The sequence below is a fragment of the Cryobacterium sp. TMT4-10 genome, assembly GCF_004403275.1.
In the GTDB taxonomy this organism is placed as follows: domain Bacteria; phylum Actinomycetota; class Actinomycetes; order Actinomycetales; family Microbacteriaceae; genus Cryobacterium; species Cryobacterium shii.
Genome location: NZ_SOGU01000104.1, coordinates 1 through 20,307, shown reverse-complemented (window position 1 = coordinate 20,307; position 20,307 = coordinate 1). Strand labels below are relative to the sequence as shown.

The 20,307-nt window shown below is 67.1% G+C and carries 13 protein-coding genes; 9 read left to right on the top strand and 4 right to left on the bottom strand.

The features are described 5' to 3' along the window. Positions 1–98 precede the first annotated feature (98 nt). The 6 genes from E3T42_RS16450 (at position 99) to E3T42_RS16425 (ending at position 7,457) form a co-directional block, all read left to right on the top strand. Positions 99–896 (top strand): RNA methyltransferase, encoded by a 798-nt coding sequence (locus tag E3T42_RS16450; RefSeq protein WP_134403401.1) that lies wholly within the window; start codon positions 99–101, stop codon positions 894–896. Positions 897–1,131: 235 nt separating this feature from the next. Beyond that, entirely contained in the window at positions 1,132–2,337 is a 1,206-nt protein-coding gene (locus E3T42_RS16445; protein WP_134403400.1) for a thiolase family protein, read from the top strand. Between the two features lies 1 nt (position 2,338). Beyond that, on the top strand, positions 2,339–3,199 hold the full coding sequence (locus E3T42_RS16440) for an SDR family NAD(P)-dependent oxidoreductase (protein ID WP_134367135.1): 861 nt from the start codon (positions 2,339–2,341) through the stop codon (positions 3,197–3,199). Positions 3,200–3,401: 202 nt separating this feature from the next. After that, positions 3,402–4,460, top strand: coding sequence for an iron ABC transporter substrate-binding protein (locus E3T42_RS16435; RefSeq protein ID WP_198416039.1), 1,059 nt, complete (start codon positions 3,402–3,404; stop codon positions 4,458–4,460). Positions 4,461–4,470: 10 nt separating this feature from the next. Beyond that, a complete protein-coding gene (locus E3T42_RS16430) occupies positions 4,471–6,117 on the top strand; it encodes an ABC transporter permease (RefSeq protein ID WP_370262719.1) in 1,647 nt (548 codons plus the stop codon). Further along, positions 6,114–7,457: an ABC transporter ATP-binding protein gene (locus E3T42_RS16425; protein ID WP_370262717.1), complete on the top strand. Its 1,344-nt coding sequence runs from the start codon at positions 6,114–6,116 to the stop codon at positions 7,455–7,457. The genes E3T42_RS16430 and E3T42_RS16425 overlap by 4 nt, the downstream gene beginning before the upstream one ends. Positions 7,458–8,196: 739 nt before the next feature. On the opposite strand, the gene E3T42_RS16420 is transcribed toward E3T42_RS16425, so the two are convergent. Beyond that, on the bottom strand, positions 8,197–8,442 hold the full coding sequence (locus E3T42_RS16420; RefSeq protein ID WP_134367133.1) for a hypothetical protein: 246 nt from the start codon (positions 8,440–8,442) through the stop codon (positions 8,197–8,199). A gap of 185 nt (positions 8,443–8,627) precedes the next feature. Then, a complete protein-coding gene (locus E3T42_RS16415; protein ID WP_134403399.1) occupies positions 8,628–9,872 on the bottom strand; it encodes an ice-binding family protein in 1,245 nt (414 codons plus the stop codon). Positions 9,873–10,505: 633 nt separating this feature from the next. On the opposite strand from E3T42_RS16415, the gene E3T42_RS16410 reads away from it, so the two are divergent. Then, positions 10,506–10,739: a hypothetical protein gene (locus E3T42_RS16410; RefSeq protein ID WP_134367129.1), complete on the top strand. Its 234-nt coding sequence runs from the start codon at positions 10,506–10,508 to the stop codon at positions 10,737–10,739. After that, positions 10,736–13,690 (top strand): EAL domain-containing protein, encoded by a 2,955-nt coding sequence (locus tag E3T42_RS16405; protein ID WP_134367127.1) that lies wholly within the window; start codon positions 10,736–10,738, stop codon positions 13,688–13,690. Before E3T42_RS16410 ends, E3T42_RS16405 begins: the two co-directional genes overlap by 4 nt. A 17-nt stretch (positions 13,691–13,707) precedes the next feature. On the opposite strand, the gene E3T42_RS16400 is transcribed toward E3T42_RS16405, so the two are convergent. Then, positions 13,708–16,476, bottom strand: a complete 2,769-nt coding sequence (locus tag E3T42_RS16400) for a LuxR C-terminal-related transcriptional regulator (protein WP_134367125.1) — start codon at positions 16,474–16,476, stop codon at positions 13,708–13,710. 224 nt (positions 16,477–16,700) lie between these two features. Then, the gene (locus E3T42_RS16395) at positions 16,701–18,143 is read right to left on the bottom strand and encodes an XRE family transcriptional regulator (RefSeq protein WP_134367123.1); all 1,443 of its coding nucleotides are present in this window, start codon (positions 18,141–18,143) and stop codon (positions 16,701–16,703) included. A 156-nt stretch (positions 18,144–18,299) separates the two neighbouring features. Between E3T42_RS16395 and E3T42_RS16390 the strand changes: the two genes are divergently transcribed. Then, positions 18,300–20,153 (top strand): phosphoenolpyruvate carboxykinase (GTP), encoded by a 1,854-nt coding sequence (locus E3T42_RS16390; RefSeq protein WP_134403398.1) that lies wholly within the window; start codon positions 18,300–18,302, stop codon positions 20,151–20,153. Positions 20,154–20,307 lie beyond the last annotated feature (154 nt).

Genomic DNA, 20,307 nt, shown 5'->3' with positions numbered 1-20,307 from the left:
GCACCGCGCACCGGCACCGCGCACCGGCACCGCGCACCGGCACCGCGCACCGGCACCGCGCGCCGGCGCCCGCCCGGGCCCGCGCTTAGACTGAGCGGATGCCCGTCATCGAGATCAGCGACCTCAGCGATCCGCGTCTCGTGGACTACGCCCACCTGACCGACGTCGCCCTCAAGAAGGCTCGGGGCACCGAACACGGACTGTATATAGCCGAGTCGGCATTGGTTCTCGAGCGCGCGCTGCGGGCCGGGCATCGCCCCCGCTCGGTGCTCGCGCTCGGCAACACCGTCGACGAGGCCCGCGCGCTCGTCGGCAACGACGTGCCCGTCTTCGTCGGCCCGGGGGAGCTGCTGGCCGAGCTGACCGGCTACGTGCTGCACCGCGGCGTGATCGCCGCCATGCACCGCCCGGCCCTGACCGAGCCGGACGCGCTGCTCGCCGGCGCGCGCCGCATCGTCATCCTCGAGAACGTCTCCGACCCCACCAACGTGGGCGCGATCTTCCGCTCGGCCGGCGCGATCGGCGCGGACGCGATCCTGGTCACGCCCCGCTGCTCCGACCCGTTCTACCGCCGCGCCATCCGCGTCTCGATGGGCACCGTGCTGCAGGTGCCGTGGACCCGCGTCGGCGACTGGCCCAGCACCCGCGCGCTGCTGACCTGGCACGGCTTCCACGTGGCCGCGCTCGCACTCAGCGCGGATGCCGTCAGCCTGCGCGACTTCCCCGGCCACGAACACGACCGGCTGGCCCTGCTGCTCGGCGCGGAGGGTGAGGGCCTCACCCCGGACGCCCTGGCGGCCTCCGACAGCGTGGTGCAGATCCCGATGAAGCACGGCATCGACTCCCTCAACGTGGCCGCGGCCAGCGCCGTCGCCATGTGGGCGCTGTCCGGCTGACTCCGGGCACCGATTCGCAGGAGTTAGGCGGTGGCCGCCGGGGGCTTACTCAGGAGATCCGCGGGATCGCGTTGCGCCGGCCCCCGGACCAGTGCGGCGGCAGGCACAGAACGACGGATGCCGTGCCGGATTTCCTGAGTCAGCCCCACGCCGACCGCCGCGCCATGATCTCCGCCACACGCCCGCCCGCCCGCGCTTCAGCGTGGCGGCAGCGCGGGAAGCCTAGGCTGAGGTCATGAGCAACGAGGCTGTCATTGTCGATGTCGTGCGCACCGCGTCAGGTCGAGGCAAGCCGGGGGGCGCCCTGTCGGGCGTGCATCCGGCCGACCTGCTGGCGGGTGTGCTGAGCGAACTGGTCAGCCGCAACGGCCTCGATCCGGCCCTCGTCGACGACGTGATCGGCGGCTGCGTCAGCCAGGTCGGCGAGCAGGGCTACAACGTGACCCGCACCGCCCTGCTCAGCGCCGGCTTCCCCGACTCGGTTCCGGGCACCACCATCGACCGGCAGTGCGGCTCCAGCCAGCAGGCCGTCACCTTCGCCGCCCAGGGCGTGATGGCCGGCGCCTACGACGTGGTCATCGCCTGCGGCGTCGAGTCGATGAGTCGTGTGCCGCTGGGCAGCTCGCTCGGACGCGGGTCCGGCGGGACACCCGGCCAGGACCCGCACGGCACCCTGATGCACGAGCGCTACCCGCAGGGCCTGGTCAACCAGGGCGTCTCGGCCGAGCTGATCAACCAGCAGTGGCGCCTGGGCCGCGGCGAGCTGGACGCCTTCGCGGCCCGCTCCCACCGCCTCGCCGCGGCCGCCGCCGAGCGCGGCGATTTCGACGGCGAGCTGCGGCCGGTGACCCTGCCGGGCGGGCGGGTCGTCACCGACGACGAGACCATCCGCCCCGGCACCACGCTCGCCTCCCTGGCCACGCTGCCGCCGGCATTCCGAACGGATGCCCTCGCCGCCCGCTTCCCGAAACTCGACTGGCACATCACCGCCGGCAACTCGTCCCCGCTCACCGACGGGGCCTCCGCTGCCCTGATCATGAGCGCCAAGCGGGCCGATGAGCTCGGCCTCAACCCGCGCGCCCGGTTCCACAGCTTCGCGGTGACCGGAAGCGACCCGCTCCTGATGCTCACCGGCGTGATCCCGGCGACCCGGCGCATCCTCGAACGCTCCGGCCTGAGCATCGACGACCTCGACGCGTATGAGGTGAACGAGGCTTTCGCCAGCGTTCCGCTGGCCTGGCTGGGGGAGTTCGACGCCGACCCAGCCCTCCTCAACCCCCGCGGCGGCGCCATCGCCCTCGGCCACGCGCTCGGCTCCTCCGGCACCCGGCTGCTCGGCACCCTGCTCAACCACCTCGAGCTGACCGGCGGCCGCTGGGGCCTGCAGACCATGTGCGAGGGCGGCGGCATGGCCAACGCGACGATCATCGAGAGGCTCTGAGATGCGCATCGACGGATGCTCCGCCCTCGTCACCGGCGCCGCGTCCGGCCTCGGGCTGGCCACCGCCACCGCCCTGGCCCGCGCGGGCGCTGCAGTCGTGCTGCTCGACCTGCCGGGAGCCGCGGGGGAGGAGGCCGCGGCGGCGCTCGGCGGCCAGGCCCGCTTCGTGCCCGGGGACGTCACCCGGGAAGAGGACGTGCAGGCCGCGGTCGACGCGGCCGTCGAACTCGGTCCGCTCCGCATCGTGGTCAACTGCGCCGGGATCGCGCCGGGCGGCCGCACGGTCGGGCGCGACGGCCCGCTGCCGCTCGCGGACTTCGACCGGGTCATCCGGATCAACCTGGTCGGCACGTTCAACGTGATCCGCCTGGCCGCCGCGGCCATGCAGCAGACGGAGCCGATCGGCGGCAGCGCGGCTCCAGCAGAAAAAGCAGTCGCAGCAGGCGCATCAGACGCGGCAGGCGCAGGAGACGACGCAGGCGCAGCCCCCGGCGACACGGGCACCGCGGAGCGCGGCGTGATCGTCAACACCGCATCCGTCGCCGCGTTCGACGGGCAGATCGGGCAGGCCGCGTATTCGGCTTCGAAGGGCGGCGTCGCCGCAATGACGCTGCCGCTGGCCCGCGAATTCGCCCGGTCGCTGATCCGGGTGGTGGCCATCGCCCCCGGCATCTTCGACACGCCCATGCTGCGCGGCATGGCCGAGAACGTGCGGGAATCCCTCGCCGCATCCGTGCCGCACCCGGCACGCCTCGGCGACCCCGTCGACTTCGCCGCGCTCGTTCGGCACATCGTCGAGAACCCGATGCTCAACGGCGACACCATCCGCCTCGACGGCGCCATCCGGATGCCGCCCCGCTGATCCCGCTGATCCCGCTGATCCCGCTGATCCCGCTGAACCAAGAGCCGGGACCGACTGCCCAGTGCCGGCCCCGGCCCCGCGCCTCCGCCGACCCTGTGCGTCCCCTCGGAGACCTCACCGACGTGCTTTTTTAGGGTAGGCTTACCTAAAGACAAGCGGGTGAGGCCCGCCGACAGCGCCGACAGTGGGGACACGCAACATCATGCTTTTGACACGCAACTGGGCCATGATCGCCGCGCTGGGAACAGCCACCCTGCTCGGAGCGACCGCGTGCGCGTCGCCCGACGCGGCATCCGGACCGGAATCCAGCGACACCGCCTCCGCCACCCCATCGGGATCCATCACCGTGTACAACGCGCAGCACGAGGAACTGACCCAGGCCTGGGCGGACGAGTTCACCCAGGAGACCGGCGTCACCGTCGTCCTCCGCAACGGCGACGACTCCGAACTGGGCAACCAGCTCGTGCAGGAGGGGTCGGCCTCGAAGGCCGACGTCTTCCTGACCGAGAATTCGCCGGCGATCAGCCTGGTCGACAACGCCGACCTGCTGGCCCCGGTCGACGCCGACACGCTCGCCCAGGTGCCCGAGCAGTTCCAGCCGTCCACCGGCACCTGGACCGGAATCGCCGCCCGCTCCACGGTCTTCGCGTACAACCCGAGCCTGCTCGGCGACGCTGAGCTGCCGGCCTCCCTGCTCGACCTCGCCGACCCGGCGTGGAAGGGCCGCTGGGCCGCCTCGCCCTCCGGCGCCGACTTCCAGGCGATTGTCAGCGCGCTGCTGGAGCTCAAGGGTGAGAAGGCCACGAGCGCCTGGCTCGCCGCGATGAAAGACAACGCGGTCGTCTACAAAGGCAACAGCACGGTGATGAAGGCCGTCAACGCGGGCGAGATCCCCGGCGGCGTCATCTACCACTACTACTGGTTCGGCGACCAGGCCGGAACCGGCGAGAACAGCTCGACCACGAAGATGCACTACTTCAAGAACCAGGATCCGGGCGCGTTCGTCAGCGTGTCCGGCGGCGGGGTGCTCAAGACGAGCGCGAACCCCGTCGCCGCGCAGGCGTTCCTCGCCTTCGTCACCGGCAAGTCCGGCCAGGAGATCCTCAAGACCGGCACCTCGTTCGAGTACCCGGTCTCCGCCGGCGTCGACGCGAACCCGGCACTGATGCCGCTCAGCGAACTCGAGGCCCCGGCCATCGACCCGTCCCACCTGAACAGCACCAAGGTCACCGAGCTGATGACCCAGGCCGGATTCCTCTAGGCTGAAAGTGGTGATACCCGCAGCTCCTCCGACCGTGAACACGGCGCCCGACAGCCAGGGCCCCGCCTCCGAGAGTGCCGTCGGCACGACCGAAAGCAGGGCCGGTTCGGCGCGCACGGATGCCCCGGCTCGGGTCCCCAAACGGCCCTCACCATTCATCGTGGCTGCCGCCGGCACCGTGTCCCTGCTGGGGCTGCTGCCGCTTGGGTATGTGATCGTCACCGGCATACTGACCGGCTGGCCGGCGCTCTCGGCGCTGATCTTCCGGCCGCGGGTCGGCGAGCTGCTCGTCAACACCATCGGACTCGTCTTGATCACGGTGCCGCTCTGCGTGGCCATCGGCGTGGGCGCCGCGTGGCTCGTCGGGCGCACCTCGCTGCCCGGAGCGAAGGTGTTCGCGGTGCTCCTGGCCGCCCCGCTCGCGGTTCCCGCCTTCGTGAACAGCTACGGCTGGGTGAGCGCCGTCCCCTCACTGCACGGGCTCTGGTCGGGCGTGCTGATCGCGACGCTGTCCTACTTCCCGCTGGTGTACCTGCCCTGCGCCGCCGCGCTCCGGCGCCTCGACCCGACCGTCGAGGAGGCCGCCGGGTCGCTCGGCAGCGGAGCCTGGGCCGTCTTCTTCCGGGTCATCCTGCCCCAGCTGCGGCTGCCGATCCTCGGCGGCGCGCTCCTGGTCGGGCTGCACCTGCTCTCCGAGTACGGTGCGTTCGCGATGATCCGGTTCGACACGTTCACCACCGCCATCGTCGAGCAGTACCGGTCCACGTTCAACGGCCCAGCGGCGAACGCGCTGGCCGGCGTGCTCGTGCTGCTCTGCCTGGTGCTTTTGATCGGGGAGTCCGGCGCCCGCGGCCGTTCCCGGTACGCCCGGATCGGCTCCGGCGTGGCCCGGGTCACCCCGCGGCGCTCCCTCGGCGCGTTCACCCCGGTCGGCTACCTGTTCCTCGGCGGCCTGTTCGTGCTGGCGATCGGCGTGCCGTTCTCGAGCGTCATCCGTTGGCTGGTGCAGGGCGGCACGGATGTCTGGGCCGACGCGGTCGTCGGCCAGGCGCTCCTGCAGACCGTCGGCTACGGCCTCGCCGGGGCGGCGGTCACCTGCCTGCTCGCATTCCCGATCGCGTTCCTCGCGGTGCGTTACCCGAGCCGGTTGTCCCGCGGCCTCGAATCGGTCAACTACCTCACCAGCTCGCTGCCCGGGATCGTGACGGCCCTCGCGCTCGTCACCGTCAGCATCCGCTTCGTGCAGCCGCTCTACCAGACCACGATCCTGGTGATCGTGACCTACCTGATGATGTTCCTGCCGCGCGCCCTGGTCAACCTGCGGGCCGGCCTCGCCCAGGTGCCGGTCGGGCTGGAAGAGGCCGCCCGCTCGCTGGGCAAGCATCCCGTCGCCGCGTTCCTGAGCGTCACCGCACGGTTCTTCGTGCCGTCGGCCCTCGCCGCCGGCGCCCTGGTCTTCCTCGGTATCGTGACCGAGCTGACCGCGACCCTGCTGCTGGCCCCGAACGGAACCCGCACCCTCGCGATCCAATTCTGGTCGAAGGTGAACGACATCAACTACGTCGGGGCGGCGCCGTACGCCCTGCTGATGATCGTGCTCAGCCTGCCGGTCACCTATCTCCTGTTCGCCCGCTCCCGACTGACGAGCGTCTCGTGACCGAGTTCGAGCGCCCCGCCGCCGGTACCGCCGAAACCGAGAGTCCGACCATCGAACGCGCAACCAGTGATCTCGAAAGCCCCGCCAGTGAACGCCCCGCCAGTGAACGCCCCGCCAGTGAACGCCCCGCCATTGAACTGAGCGGCGTGAACAAGAGCTTCGGCAGCACCCGCATCCTCGAGGACATCGCCCTCTCGGTGCCGGAAGGCAGCCGCACCGTCGTCGTCGGCTCGTCCGGCTCGGGTAAGACCACCCTGCTCCGCCTGATCAGCGGGTTCGAACTGCCCGACTCCGGCACGATCACCGTGCTCGGGCGCACGGTCGCCGCACCCGGCGTGGCCGTGGCGGCGCACCGGCGCGGCATCGGCTTCGTGGCGCAGGACGGGGCGCTGTTCCCGCACCTCACCGTGGGCCAGAACATCGCGTTCGGCCTCGGCCCCGCCCTCCGCGGCGGCACCCGCCGGCAGCGCGCGCGGGCGGTCGACGAGCTGCTCGAGATGGTGTCGCTGAACCCGAGCTTCGCCGCGCGCCGCCCCGACGAGCTCTCCGGCGGCCAGCAGCAGCGCATCGCCCTGGCCCGGGCCCTGGCCCGCCGGCCGCGGGTGATGCTGCTCGACGAACCCTTCTCCTCCCTCGACGCCGGGCTGCGGGCGGCCACCCGCGACATCGTCGCCGCCACGCTCGAACGCGCGGGCATCACCACCGTGCTCGTCACTCATGACCAGGCCGAGGCCATGAGCTTCGCCCACCAGCTCGCGGTGCTCCGCGACGGCCACCTCGGCCAGGTCGGCCCGCCGCGCGAGGTCTATTGGCGCCCCGTCGACCTGTTCACGGCCCGGTTCCTCGGCGACGCCGTGGTGCTGCCGGCCACGATCGACGACGGCTTCGCGTCGTGCGCGCTGGGCCGGGTCGCCGTGGCTCCCACCGCCCTGCGCGGCGACGCCTGCATCATGCTCCGCCCCGAGCAGATCATCGTCGAACACTGCGAGACGACGGATGCCCCGGGCGCCCCGACCTGCACCGGCCGGGTCGAGGCCGTCGACTTCTACGGGGCCGAAGTGCAGCTCGCCGTGCGCTTGTTCTCCGGTGGTTCCGCGTTGACAGGGCCTAACTCGTCGGGGTCTGACTCGATCGGGTCGCTGTCGGCCGGCTCCCTTTCGGCCGGTTCCCTTTCGGCCGGTTCCCTGTCGGCCGGTTCCGCTTCGACCGGATCCCTTCACGCTCCCGGCGGCACCGTCATCCACGTGCGCCAGCACGGCACCACCGGCACCGTGGTCGGCAGCAGCGTCAACCTCACCGCCCGCGGCACGGCCACGGCTTTCGCCGCGCCCCACGCCTGACCCGCCGCTGCCCGCCCGCACAGGAACGCCCCGCACCGCCGGCCTGCCCGGGGCCAACTCAGGAAAATCCCTGCGCCCGCCCCGCTGCCGCCGCAGACCAGTGCGGATCGCCCCGCAAGATCGCCCGGATCTCCTGAGTTAGCCGCAGAAGGTCAGCCACAGACCAGTGCGAATGCTCCGCCAGAGCGACTGGATCTCCTGAGCCAGCCAGCTGGCCGATGGCGCGCCGGTCGCTATCCGACTCGGCCCGCTGCTGCAGCCCTGCAGAGTAGCGGGCCCCGCGCACGTTGAGTCGGAGATTTTCACAACCCGCCGCATTCCAAGGCGCCGCCAGCGGCGTTTCGCGAAAATCACCGCGGTTAGGACCCGGTCGAGGTCGGCGTGGGCGTGAGGGGCGGCGGGGCGCGAGGGATGCTGCGGGTGGGCTCGGCGCACGTGGCCCGGCAGGGCCGGGGACGGGGCGGGACGGGACGGGGCTAACTCAGGAAAACCCCTGCGCCCGCCCTGCTGCGGCCACAGACCAGTGCGGATCGCGCTGCCACTTTGCCAGGATCTCCTGAGTTCGCCACAGGAGGTTAGCCAGAGAGGTTCAGCCAGGGAAGGCTCCGTCGGAGAGGGTGGGGTGCAGTCGGTGCGCTCCGGGCATCCGTGCCGGTTGTTGCGCACCTCCGGCCGACGAGGGAACCGCGGATTCGGTGTGTGGCGCAGCCGGCACCCCGGGCGCCCGCCCGGTCCCGGGCTACGGCGCCGACCGCAGCACCCGCCGCTCCCGCATGCTCGAGCCGCGGGAGACCAGGTACACGAGGGCGGTCACGAACGGCACGAAGACGAGGAACAGCACCCAGGCCGCCCTCGCCCACCCGCTCAGGGTGTCGTCACGGAACAGGTCCGCGAGGATCGAGAACATGACCGTCAGATAGGCGATGAACACGTAGGTCCAGAAGAAGAGCCAGATATCATCCCAGATATCGGTCGTTGAGCCCATCCGCGTTCTCCTTCGCTCGGAATCCCGGCCAGAGCCTAGCGTGATGACGTCGCTGCGGACAGGGGTCGGGTTCCGTTCGGTCCCGCCGGCGAGATCCCGCCGATCCCGTTCTCCAAGTGGGCAACGCGACCGGGGCTTGCCCTAGGTTTGGCGCGACAATCGCCCCTCCGGAGGGAGCTCCACCACTAGCGCAGAGTGACCCTTCGGAGCGCGCGACGGATGCTGAGAAGCATCACGCCCGCAGCCAGCAGCAACGCGCCGCCGCCGATCGGAAGCCCGACCTCGCTGCCGGTGGCCGCGAGCGTGGGCTGGCGGGCCGGAAGCGGGACAGAGGCACCCGCCGTCGTGGAGGGGGGAACTGCCGATGTGGCGGTCGTGTCCGTCGAAATTGAGGGCGGCAGGGCCGGTCCAGCTGCGCTGGTGATGACCTCATGGGCCGCGGACACGGCCGGGGCTACTCTGTTGACGGCCGTGATGGTGAACGTGGAGGTTCCGGCCGCTGTGGGCATCCCGGTGATCGCTCCCGTGCCGCCATCGAGCCGCAGGCCGGCGGGGAGTGCGCCCTGGGAAATGGCGAACGTCGGGGCCGGCGTCCCGGTGGCCGTGACTCTGAACGCGTAGGGGGTTCCGACCGTGGCCCGCGGCGGCGTGCGCGAGGTAAAGGCAGGGCTATCGGTCGTGGCCACGGTGCCGGTCGGCGCGCAGCCGGTGGGCACGGTCACGACGTTGGAATCCAGAGTCACCGCCGCGGTGTTCGCCAGGAGGCGGCCCGCGATGGTGGCTCCGGTGGTCGCCGTAATCGATTGGTTCGCCATGACTGTGCCCACGAATTGAGCCGCAGTTCCGAGGGTTGCTGAGCTGCCGACTTGCCAGAAGACGTTGCAGGAGCTCGCGCCGCCGGTGACCTCGATGCGACTGCCCGACCCGATGATCAGGGTGCTGTCGACCTGAAACACCCACACGGATGTCGCGCTGCCCGCCAGGGTCAGCACGCCATTGTCGGCCAGGGACAGTGCACCACCGGCGAACACACCGGGGCTGAGCGACAAGCCGGCGAGCTCGGCAACACCGGACGTGGTCGGGGTGAGGCCCGCGGCCGCGTTGTACGCCGTTGTCACGTCGCTTTGCGCCGCGCCGGCGCTCCCATCCGTCTGGTGCAGTGCCCCGGTGAAGCTGCCGTCCGGAGCGCCACCGAAGCCGGTGATCGAGGTTCCCGGGCTGACTCCCACGTCGCCGTTGATCACGGAGGGGCCCGTGTTCGTGACGGTGCTGGCACCGAGGACCCCGAAGGCCGCAGAGGCGCCGAGGTCGACGGGCCCGTCAATCGTGGTGGCCGCTTGCGCCGATGCCGCGGGCAACAACATACCGACCGCAAACACCAGACCGATGCCAGTCGCCATGCTCTTTCGGCTGTGCCTGATCGTGCTCACGAGTCGCTCCCATCGGTTCGGGAGTCAATGACGGCACCTCGAGCCGGACCCCCCGTGGAACATTCTAAACACAGGCTGAGACCCTCAATGTCGAACCCGGCCTCACTTTTGGGCAGGTAGACACGTGTCAAATGACCCACTGGTCGGGCTTTCGATGTCGGTGCGTGCGGGGCAGTCGGCGATGTTCGGGGTCTCCAGGCGCCGCTCGCAGTGAATCCCGCGCCTCTCAGACTCAGCCGCTCGGAAGGGCTTTACCACCCGGGTGGTGGGTCACCCCCCGAAACGTCCACCCCACCCGTTTCGTCAACCACTCCCGCCAGTGTTGGATTCGAGGCGATGCGGCGGTGGCACGCGGTTACCATTCACAGGACCCACCACAACTTTTCGTCCTAGTGCCGTCCACCACGAGGGAGTGTTCATGGCCTGGCTCCACCTCGACGCCGAAAGCATGCCTGTAGGGCGGCGCGGCAGGGAGGAACCGATAAGGCACAGGTTCCGAGGAGAGCGAAGCGGGCGTGACCGGCGGCGGGTACGGGTGGTTGGAGTAATTCTGGGCCTGAAGGGCACGCCGTATCTCGACCCCGAAACACCCTCGCAACATCTTCGCGATTCAACGCCCGCGACAGCGCGGGCATGACGAAAGACAGCCGCAAGAATATGTCGACGATCACAGTGACCCTCAACCACCCAGTGACCTCCGGACGATCCACAGTGATCCTCAAGGTCAACCGGCATGAACAGCTGCCTGCAGTTCTCGTTGACCCGCTTGACCACGAGGGAAAGGTCATCGCAGGGATGTGGCTTGCTGACGGCCATGGCGGGACCGTCTACGAACTGACCGAGCAGGTTCGGGCGGTGAGGACATGACTGAAAAGCGCAACACGAGTCCTGATCGGGAGCGCCTGCTCCCGACGCGACGACGCCCCGCTGCAGACACGAACGGTGACAAGACGTGGTCTGAGGGCCAGTTCCGCGCTCTCCTCGGGTCCGCTCCCGATGCGATGGTGATCGTCGACGCTGACGGTACGATCCTTCTTGTCAACGCACAGGTGGAGGTGCTTTTTGGCTACGTGAGGGATGAACTTCTCGGACAGTCTCTCGAGGTCCTCATGCCGATCGAATTCCGTGGCTGGTATCTGAGCCATCGATCCGAGTACTCGGCCAAGACAAAGACGAAGGCACAGGCACGGTCGATGGGACCCGACCTTGGACTTCTGGGTCTGCACCGCGACGGCAGGGAGTTTCCGATAGAGATTTCGCTCAGTCCTTTTGAGACCGACAGCGGAACGCTCGTGTCCAGCTCTATCCGTGATATCAGCGAACGGACCCAGGCCCAGGCTTCGACGCGAATGATGTCGATGCTGGTCGCATCCTCCGACGATGCCATTTTTGGTTACGACGTCGACGGTCTGATCACCGTGTGGAATCCGGCGGCTGAAGCGATGTTCGGATTCTCGGCGCCCGAGGTGATCGGCCAGCATCAGACCCTTATCGTCACGGTTGACGGCCGGGATCGAGGACTCGAATTGCAGGCCCAGGTCGCTGGCGGCGAGTCCGTGATCGGTTTGGAGTCGGTCGCACTGCACAAGGACGGATCACGCATCGTCGATATTTCGCTGACGATCTCTCCGATCTTCGACTCACGCAACATTGTGGCGGGCTGCTTCGGAATAGCCCGGAACATTTCGGAGTCCAAGCGTCGACAGATTGCCTCAGAAACTGACCAGGCACGCCTGGCAGCGGCCCAACAGATGGCTGGGATGGGCAGCTATGAAATCGACAGTGCGACCGGACAGCGATGGTGGTCAGATGAGTATTGGCGGATCCTCGGCCGCAATGGAACTGAGCCGGCATCGCGCGATTTGCTTCTGTCGTGCGTACATCCGCAGGACCGGGATCGTGTGGAGAGTCTCCTGCGGCGGCTCGATTCAGGATGGCCGACCCCGGAATTTACTTTCCGCATCATTCTGCAGTCCGGGGGAATTCGTTGGATGCGCTCACGCGCAGTTGTCATCAGGGCCGCGGATGGTTCGCCAATCAAAATCATCGGCATGATCATGGACATTACCGAGTTGCATCTAGCTGAGGCGCGACAACAAGAAGCCGAGACCAACTTTCGCCTGGGTTTCGACCGATCTCAGATTGGCATGGGGATGGCCGATTTGGATGGGCGACTGTTCCAGGTAAACGAGGCCCTGTGCACAATACTGGGCAGAACTCCCGAAGAAATCCGGGGCAAACGGACGCAGGATTTTCGGCATCCGTCACACCATGAGGGTGATCGTGCCTCGTTCTCCGGTTGGCTGAGTGGGGGATTCGAAGATACTCAGGCGGAACTTCAGTATGCCCGACCCAACGGACAGCCGGTCTGGGTGCAGCTAACGATGTCCCTTGTGCCTGACGTTAACGGCGAGCCGGGTTATTTCTTACTGCATATGCAGGACATCTCGTCCCGAAAATACGCCGAGGACCTCCTGGCTCACCAGGCCCTTCACGATCCCCTGACGGGGCTGCCAAACCGTCAGCTACTCGTCGAACGTATCGAACGCTCTTTGTCAACAGGACGAAGGACCGCCGGCTACGTGGGTGTGCTGTTCATCGACGTGGACCAGTTCAAGGTAATCAATGATGGATTAGGCCACGTGGCCGGCGACCGCTTGTTGGTGGGACTAACGCGACGGTTGAAGTTGATCGTTCGTCCCGGCGACACCCTTGCACGGTTCGGCGGCGACGAGTTCGTACTCGTCTGCGACAACATCGCGCCCTACGATGCGGAGCGGTTGGCCGAGCGAATAGTCACAATCGCCAAGGACCCTTTCGAGTTCGAGGGCAAGGAAGTCTTCGTCAGCGTGAGCGTTGGCATCGTTCTTGCTGACGATGATGCCGACGCCGATGCCAGCTCCATGCTCCTCCATTCAGATGTTGCAATGTATCGGGCGAAAGCGGACGGCAGGGCTCGCGTTGTGATGTACGACGAGGATATGCACCATCGAGCGTCGATGCGGCTTGAGACCGAATCCCAGTTGGCTCGCGCGATCTCCCGTGACGAGTTGCGCGTGTTCTACCAGCCGATTGTGGACATCTCGACTGAAGAAACGGTCGGCTTTGAGGCGCTCGTGCGCTGGGAGCATCCCGACCGAGGTTTCATTTCACCAACAGAATTCATCCCGATCGCTGAACAGACCGGGTCGATTGTTGCGATTGGCGAGTGGGTGCTGACTGAGGCCCTCAGGCAGGTCCAGGCCTGGCGCAGCCAGCTCGCTGAGTGCCATGACTTGACGATCGCAGTCAATCTATCGGCCAGACAGTTGCAGGATGCCAATTTTGTGCAGGTCGTGTCTGACATCATCACTCGGTCGGGCATCGACGCCTCGGCGGTGCACCTGGAAATCACGGAGTCCATGGTCATCAACAATCTGGATCTGGCCTCCGCCACCCTCTCTGGGTTGCGCGGTCTCGGGGTACGGCTCTCCCTGGACGATTTCGGTACCGGCTGGAGTTCCCTCACCTATCTCAAGCAGTTGCCCGTTCAGACCATCAAGATTGATCGCTCCTTCATCGATGGACTCGGGGGTAAGGATCCCCAGGCGCCGGCCTTCGTCAACGCCATCGTGAGTCTGGCGCGCGCACTGGAGATGGACGTCGTGGCCGAGGGAATCGAGACCAGGGAACAACTCAGCGAGCTTCGCCGTCTCGGAGGCAGCCTGGCTCAGGGCTATTTGTGGTCTCGCCCGCGGCCCCCGAAGGAAATACCCGGCTGGCTGGCCGAGGAGAAAATGCGCACGGTCAGATTGGCCGATTTGCGCGCGGTGAGCTGAACGGCGCGGGCGGCGCGTCAACTCGTGTGAGTGGACAGCAGCTTCCTGCGCCTGGCCTCATCCACGCAGCCTTGACGTCCGCTAACGCCCAGAGTGCTGAAAAGACGTTTGAGGTACCATTTCACCGTGTTGACACCCAGATGAAGGGTCTGGGCGATTTCACGATTGGAGCACCCCTGGGCCAACAGTATCAGGATCTCGTGTTCGCGCTCGGTCAACGTTGCACCGGTAATTTGGGCGCCTGATGAGGTCGTCTCTTGAAGGCGCGCGGAGGTAGTCGCGCTCTGGAGGAGAAGGCTCAGGAACTCTGGAAGACCGGGGGCCTGCGGTCCCTCCCATCGCCCGCCTCTCACCCTGTCTGCGACGTCCTGCACGATCTGAAGACACCCCGGACCGCCATCGAGGATGGGTCGCACCAAACCGAGTGCGTTGCACGTGACCAAGGCCGGGGTCAGGGCATCCATCGCCTCGACGCGCCGACCCGCATGCTGGAGCGTTGCAGCGAGTAGGATTTGGGCGCCCAAGTGCGCACGGGCTCCGCCGCGGGCTCTCGTCCGGTCGAGCAGCTCGTGAGCACGTTCTGCGGAGGCCGTGGCCAGATCTCGAGATGCATCCGGCGATAGGGCCGCTCGAATCTCGGTTGCGAGGGCGATCCTGTAATTCGTTTCGGCCAAGCCGCTACCCAGATCCCCGATCCGGTGCTGTTCGTCGTGCAGACCGGCCGGCAGAGTCCGGTCGGGTAGCTGGAAGTTGAATCCGAGCTGGATGCGTTCCGCGGCGATACACAGTCCGAGCCGGGTGAGCCCTAAAGTCTCGGCCACGTCTTCGCCCTCATCGAGAAGCGTCCTGGCCCCCACGTGATCGCCGCGCAGGGCCTTGATTCTGGCCAGGGTCGCAAAGGCGGAGATCATGAAATCGACCACTCCGCCTTCTGATCCCAATTCGTGAGCCTCCTCAAGCAAGAGTTCAGCCTTCTCCAGCGCGCCCCGTTCGTAGAGAAGCTGGCCGAGCATCGAGCTGGCCAGTTGCGCCGCATGAGAGTGTCGACCAGCGGAGCTCCGTGCAAGCTCAACTGCTGATCTGAAGAGGCGTTCTGCATCGTCGACTTCGAGTTGCTCGAAGGCAGCCAGACCGGCGAAACATCGGCCGTAGACGTCGCTGAACGGTCCGGACGTGAGCGCGTGAAATTGTGACGCCCAGTTCTGCTGCTCGGTTGCTTGTGAGTACTCACCCTCCTGGATCTTCTGGAAGGTGGAGATGTTGGCGGCGACGGACACAATCCAGGGACGGAGCCGGTTCGCTTCTGCAAAACAGGTTTGGTCTAGTTCGTCGACCAGGTCGAGCCTGTCCACGTACATGTCAATGCAGCATTGAACGACCAGGGCCTCAACACCGAGTTCAAACCGGTCATCCTGACTGAGAGAATCGTCGCACCGAACCAGGGCCTCCACCTTGTCGAGGGCGATCTGCGCCGCGCCCGATATGTGGAGAAGCGTGTTGGCCCAGGCGATTGCCATCTGAAGCTTGGCCTGATCCGCAACGGAACTGGCCGGTATCTTTCCCACCAGCACCAGCAAAGTCGCCATCCGGGAATGCTCGACAAGCCACATCGCGCGCGACTCAACAATGTCGACTGCGAAGTCGACCTGGCCGACTGCCAGAGCGTGATCAACGGCGTCGCTGGGATAGCCGTTCGATGCGAACCAACGCGCAGCGGCCAGGTTGAGTTCCACCGCTCGCCCCGGGAAGTCCCGTTCGAGTCGTCCCCGCAGGTAATCTTCGAACAAATGATGGTAGCGATACCAGCTTCCGTCTTCGTTCAGCGGCTGAAGGAATAGATTCTGAGCCTCAACACGCTCAAGCATGGCCTGACCCCGCACGACACCGGAGAGTGTCGACGCCAACTCCGCACAGATACGCTCAGTCACCGATGTTGTCAGCAGAAAATCAACCACGTCCGGTTCGAGGGCATCAAGCACGTTCTCGAGCAGATACTCGCCGATCGACTTCTGCCGACCCGAGAGCCGTCGGATCAGGTCGGACGCGTCGTGGTTTTCGCGCAGCGACAACGAAACCAGCTGGAGGGCAGCCACCCAACCTTCAGTCGTCCGGTGCAGGCTGGCCAGGTCGTCACGGTTGACGTCCAGGCCGTTGATGTCCACCAACAATGCTTGCGACTCGTCCTCGTCGAATCGCAGAGAACTCGCGTCCACTTCCAACAGCTGGTTCCTCACCATGAGACGACCAAGCGGGAGCCCAGACCTGGATCGGCTGGTGATCAGGAAGGACAGGCGGGAACTCCCCACATCCAGAAGGCGATGAATGACAGCACGGGTCCGGGAATCGGTGACGAGATGCCAGTCGTCCAGGGCAATGACAATGTTTTCACCGGCGGCATCCATGGCGTTGACCAGGGCGGGAACAACGTAGCGCTCAGCATCGTCGGGCTGTCCCTCGAGCAGAACCTGCCATTCGTCGTCCAACTCCGGCATTACCCGTCGGATCGCTTCCAACAGGTGGGACAAGAACCAGATCGTATTGTTGTCATCGCGGTCCAGCGAAAGCCACACGGTGGTCACGCCACGTGCATCCAGCGCCGCGAGCCATTGTGCGGCGAGTGTTGACTTACCGAAGCCTGCCGGGGCATGAATCAACGACAGTCGGCGGTGCTCACCAGCGCGGAGCAGGTCCGTGAGCCGAGCACGGGCGACCCAGTCCCCGACGGGCCTCGGAGGCTGGAATTTTGTCGTAACGCTTACAGGGGCGAACGGCAACGCCTCCTCCACTTCTCCTGCTAGTCAGGCATCAAGCTAGGCTCCAGGATCGCGGTTGCCGTCTCCGTGGCTTCCCCCGTCGCCTTCGCGTAAAAGATGCGGGCTCGCTTAAGTATGGGACCCGGCTGCTCAAATCCTGATTACGCCACTTACTTCTTCTCTCGCTTGGGCCACCTCCTTCTTTGCAGGGGCCCTGTGTTCCAACCAACCCCCGCGACAGGTGAGGCGCACGCCTCCTACTCCGCGGCGTGCGCCTCCAGGAACTCGTACACCTCGGTGTCGTCGACGCCGGGAAAGGTTCCGCTGGGCAGCGGGGACAACACATGGGCGTGCAGGCGCGCGCTCGGCCAGGCCTTGCCGGCCCACCGGGACGACATGTCCGACGCCGGGCGCCGGCAGCAGGACTCGTCCGGGCAGCGGGAGACCGCGCGCTGCGTGGTCTCCCGGCCCCGGAACCACCTGGCCTGCGCAAACGGAACGCCGACGCTGATCGAGAACTCGCCGCCATCCATCGCCCCGGTCTGGGTCGCCGACCAGAAGGTGCCCACCGGGGTGTCGGTGTACTGGTAGAACTCGGTGGTGCGGTTGGTGTGGGTGAAAGCGCTGCGGGCGCTCCACTGCTTGCAGACGAACTGGCCCTCGATCGACCCGGTCACGTCGGCGGGCAGGGGGAGCCCGTCGTTCTCGTAGCCCTTCTGCAGGGCGCCGTCGCCCGTGACGCGCAGGAAGTGCAGGGGCATGTCCAGGTGTGAGGTGGCCAGGTTGGTCAGCCGCAGCGCGGCGGCCTCGTGGGTCACCCCGAACGCGTCCCGGAAATCCTCGACCGACAGCTCGCGCTCCCGCTTCGCGTGTGAGAGGAAGGCGACCGAGGCATCCTGCGGCATCAGGCAGGCGGCCGCGAAGTAGTTGATCTGCAGCCTCTGCCAGAGAAACTCGGCGTAGCTGTTCGGACGTTCGTGCCCGAGCAGCCGGTGCCCCATCGCCTGCAGGGCCATCGAGCGCAGGCCGTGGCCGCCGGGGATGGAGGCCGGCGGCAGGTAGATCCGGCGGTTGACGAGGTCGGTGACCGACCGGGTCGAGCCCGGCAGGTCGTTGACGTAGATCAGGCTGAAGCCGAGCTGCTCGGCCATCACACTCACCTCGCGGTGGGTGAGGGCGCCAAAGACGTGACCGGATGCCCGCACCCGGTCCTCGGCGAGCTGCTCGATGTCGGGCATGTAGTTGTCCTGGTCGCGCATCCGCTCGCGCAGTTCCGTGTTCGCGCGACGGGCTTCCTCGGGTGTGGCGATGGCCTCGCTGGCCCGGCGGGCGAGTTCGCGGTGCAGGCCGAGCAGGGATTCGATCGCCGCCAGCGGCATCCCCTTCGTCACCTTCACCTGGGGCAGGCCGAGCGCCCCGTAGAGCGGGTTCTTCTGCGCGCGCGCCAGCTCGATCTCGAGGGCGGCCCGCGTGTTCGGCGCTTCAGTGTTCAGCAGATCGATGACCTGCACGTCGAGCGCCGTCGCCAGGGCCTGCAGGGTGGAGAGTTTGGGCTCCCGCCGACCGTTCTCGATCAGTGAGAGCTGGCTGCCGGCCAGGCCGACGCGCTCGCCGAGCTGGTCGAGCGTGAACCCACGCTCAGACCGGTAGTGACGGATGCGGAGTCCCAGCGTGATCAGGTCTGATGAGCGTGTTGGCATTCCTTAACGATAGTGAAAGAATCGCGTTTCTTAACGCTGCTATCTCCGCAGCGGCTGCGATTCATGCCGCATTGTTGATTCAGAGGGCGAAGTTACTTGCCCAAATCGACTTCACACCGCTGGTGTCACGCCGGATCGACCACGAAAGGCCAGGAGATGACCATCGCGAATTCCCACGTACAGACCGGCGGAGGCGAGTCCAGCAAAGCTGCCGGGACCACCGATCCCAACCTTCAGGCCTGGGTCGACGAGATCGCCCGCCTGACCCAGCCCGACGCCATCGTCTGGTGCGACGGCTCGCTTCGCGAGGCCGACGTCCTGGCGAAGCAGCTCGTCACCGAGGGCAAGCTCATCCACCTGAACCCCGAGTGGCGTCCGAACAGCTACCTGGCCCGCACGAGCCCGTCGGACGTGGCGCGCGTCGAAGACCGCACCTTCATCTGCTCGGTCGACCCCGACGACGCCGGCCCCACCAACAACTGGGCCGACCCGGACGCGATGCGCGGCGAGCTGCAGGGCGTCTTCGCCGGCAGCATGCGCGGCCGCACCATGTACGTCGTCCCGTTCTCGATGGGCCCGCTCGGCGGCCCCATCTCCCAGCTCGGCGTCGAGGTCACCGACTCTCCCTACGTCGTGCTGAACATGGGCATCATGACCCGAATGGGCCAAAAGGTGCTGCACATGATCGAGGCCGGAGCCCCCTGGGTGCACACCGTGCACAGTGTCGGCTACCCGCTGGTCGACGCCGAGGGTCGCCGCCGCGAAGACACCACCTGGCCCTGCAACGACACCAAGTACGTCGTGCAGTTCCCGGAGACCCGTGAGGTGTGGTCGTTCGGTTCGGGCTACGGCGGCAACGCGCTGCTCTCGAAAAAGTCGTTCGCGCTGCGGATCGCATCCGTGATGGCCCGCGACGAGGGCTGGCTGGCCGAGCACATGCTGCTGATCAAGGTCACGTCGCCGGAAGGAGGCGTGTCCCATCTGGCCGCGGCCTTTCCGTCCGCCTGTGGCAAGACCAACCTCGCCATGCTCCGCCCGACGATTCCGGGCTGGAAGGTCGAGACCATCGGCGACGACATCGCGTGGCTGCGCCCCGGCCCCGACGGCCGCCTGTACGCGATCAACCCGGAGGCCGGCTTCTTCGGCGTCGCGCCCGGCACCGGCGAGGTCACCAACCCCACGGCCGTGGCCACGGTCTGGGGCAACACCATCTTCACGAACGTCGCCCTGCGCGACGACGGCGACGTCTGGTGGGAGGGTCTGACCGAGACCACCCCCAGCCACCTGATCGACTGGGAAGGCAACGACTGGACCCCAGCGTCCGGCCGCCCCGCCGCGCACCCCAACTCCCGGTTCACCGTCGCCGCCGCGCAGTGCCCGTCCATCGCCGACAACTGGGAGGCGTTCGGCGGCGTGCCCATCGACGCCGTCCTCTTCGGCGGCCGCCGGGCGACGAACGTGCCGCTGGTGGCCCAGGCCCGCTCCTGGAAGCACGGCGTGTTCATGGGCGCGACCATCTCCTCGGAGAAGACCGCGGCCGCAGAGGGAACCGTGGGCGAGCTGCGCCGCGACCCGTTCGCGATGCTCCCGTTCTGCGGGTACAACATGGCCGACTACTGGGCGCACTGGCTGAAGGTCGGCAAGGGGCTGGGCAGCAAGGCACCGGAGATCTTTCAGGTGAACTGGTTCCGCAAGGGCCCCGACGGCAGCTTCCTGTGGCCCGGTTTTGGTGAGAACTCTCGCGTGATCGAGTGGATCGTTCGCCGGATCGAGGGCTTCGCGGATGCCCAGGACACCCCGATCGGCTACCTCCCGCTCGAGGGCGGACTCGACCTCAAGGGCCTGGACCTGTCTCCGACCGAGGTGGAGCAGCTCTTCCACATCGACAACACGTCGTGGCTGGCCGAGTGTGACCTCACCGAGGAGTATTTCGCCAAGTTCGGCGACCGCGTGCCGCCGGCTCTCCTGGCCGAGCTGGCCAGCGTGCGCTACAACCTACGCAAGGCGTAGCACCGCGGCCTCGCGGCCTCCGAGGCGATCGCCCAACGAATTCGACGGAGATTTGGGCTCTCCTGTCGTAACCGTGGGTTAAACCCGGCCGGGGAGTACTGGTTTGTGGCCGCCGAGGCTGAGCATGGCGAGGGCGATGAGGGCGTCGGGTGAT

What these genes read in the sequence shown, in the direction of transcription:
- E3T42_RS16420 (WP_134367133.1), bottom strand. Translation starts at nt 8,442, where the DNA reads ATGGGCTCAACGACCGATATCTGGGATGATATCTGGCTCTTCTTCTGG.
- E3T42_RS16410 (WP_134367129.1), top strand. Translation starts at nt 10,506, where the DNA reads ATGACGAAAGACAGCCGCAAGAATATGTCGACGATCACAGTGACCCTC.
- E3T42_RS16390 (WP_134403398.1), top strand. Translation starts at nt 18,300, where the DNA reads ATGACCATCGCGAATTCCCACGTACAGACCGGCGGAGGCGAGTCCAGC.
- E3T42_RS16445 (WP_134403400.1), top strand. Translation starts at nt 1,132, where the DNA reads ATGAGCAACGAGGCTGTCATTGTCGATGTCGTGCGCACCGCGTCAGGT.
- E3T42_RS16450 (WP_134403401.1), top strand. Translation starts at nt 99, where the DNA reads ATGCCCGTCATCGAGATCAGCGACCTCAGCGATCCGCGTCTCGTGGAC.
- E3T42_RS16405 (WP_134367127.1), top strand. Translation starts at nt 10,736, where the DNA reads ATGACTGAAAAGCGCAACACGAGTCCTGATCGGGAGCGCCTGCTCCCG.
- E3T42_RS16395 (WP_134367123.1), bottom strand. Translation starts at nt 18,143, where the DNA reads ATGCCAACACGCTCATCAGACCTGATCACGCTGGGACTCCGCATCCGT.
- E3T42_RS16440 (WP_134367135.1), top strand. Translation starts at nt 2,339, where the DNA reads ATGCGCATCGACGGATGCTCCGCCCTCGTCACCGGCGCCGCGTCCGGC.
- E3T42_RS16435 (WP_198416039.1), top strand. Translation starts at nt 3,402, where the DNA reads ATGCTTTTGACACGCAACTGGGCCATGATCGCCGCGCTGGGAACAGCC.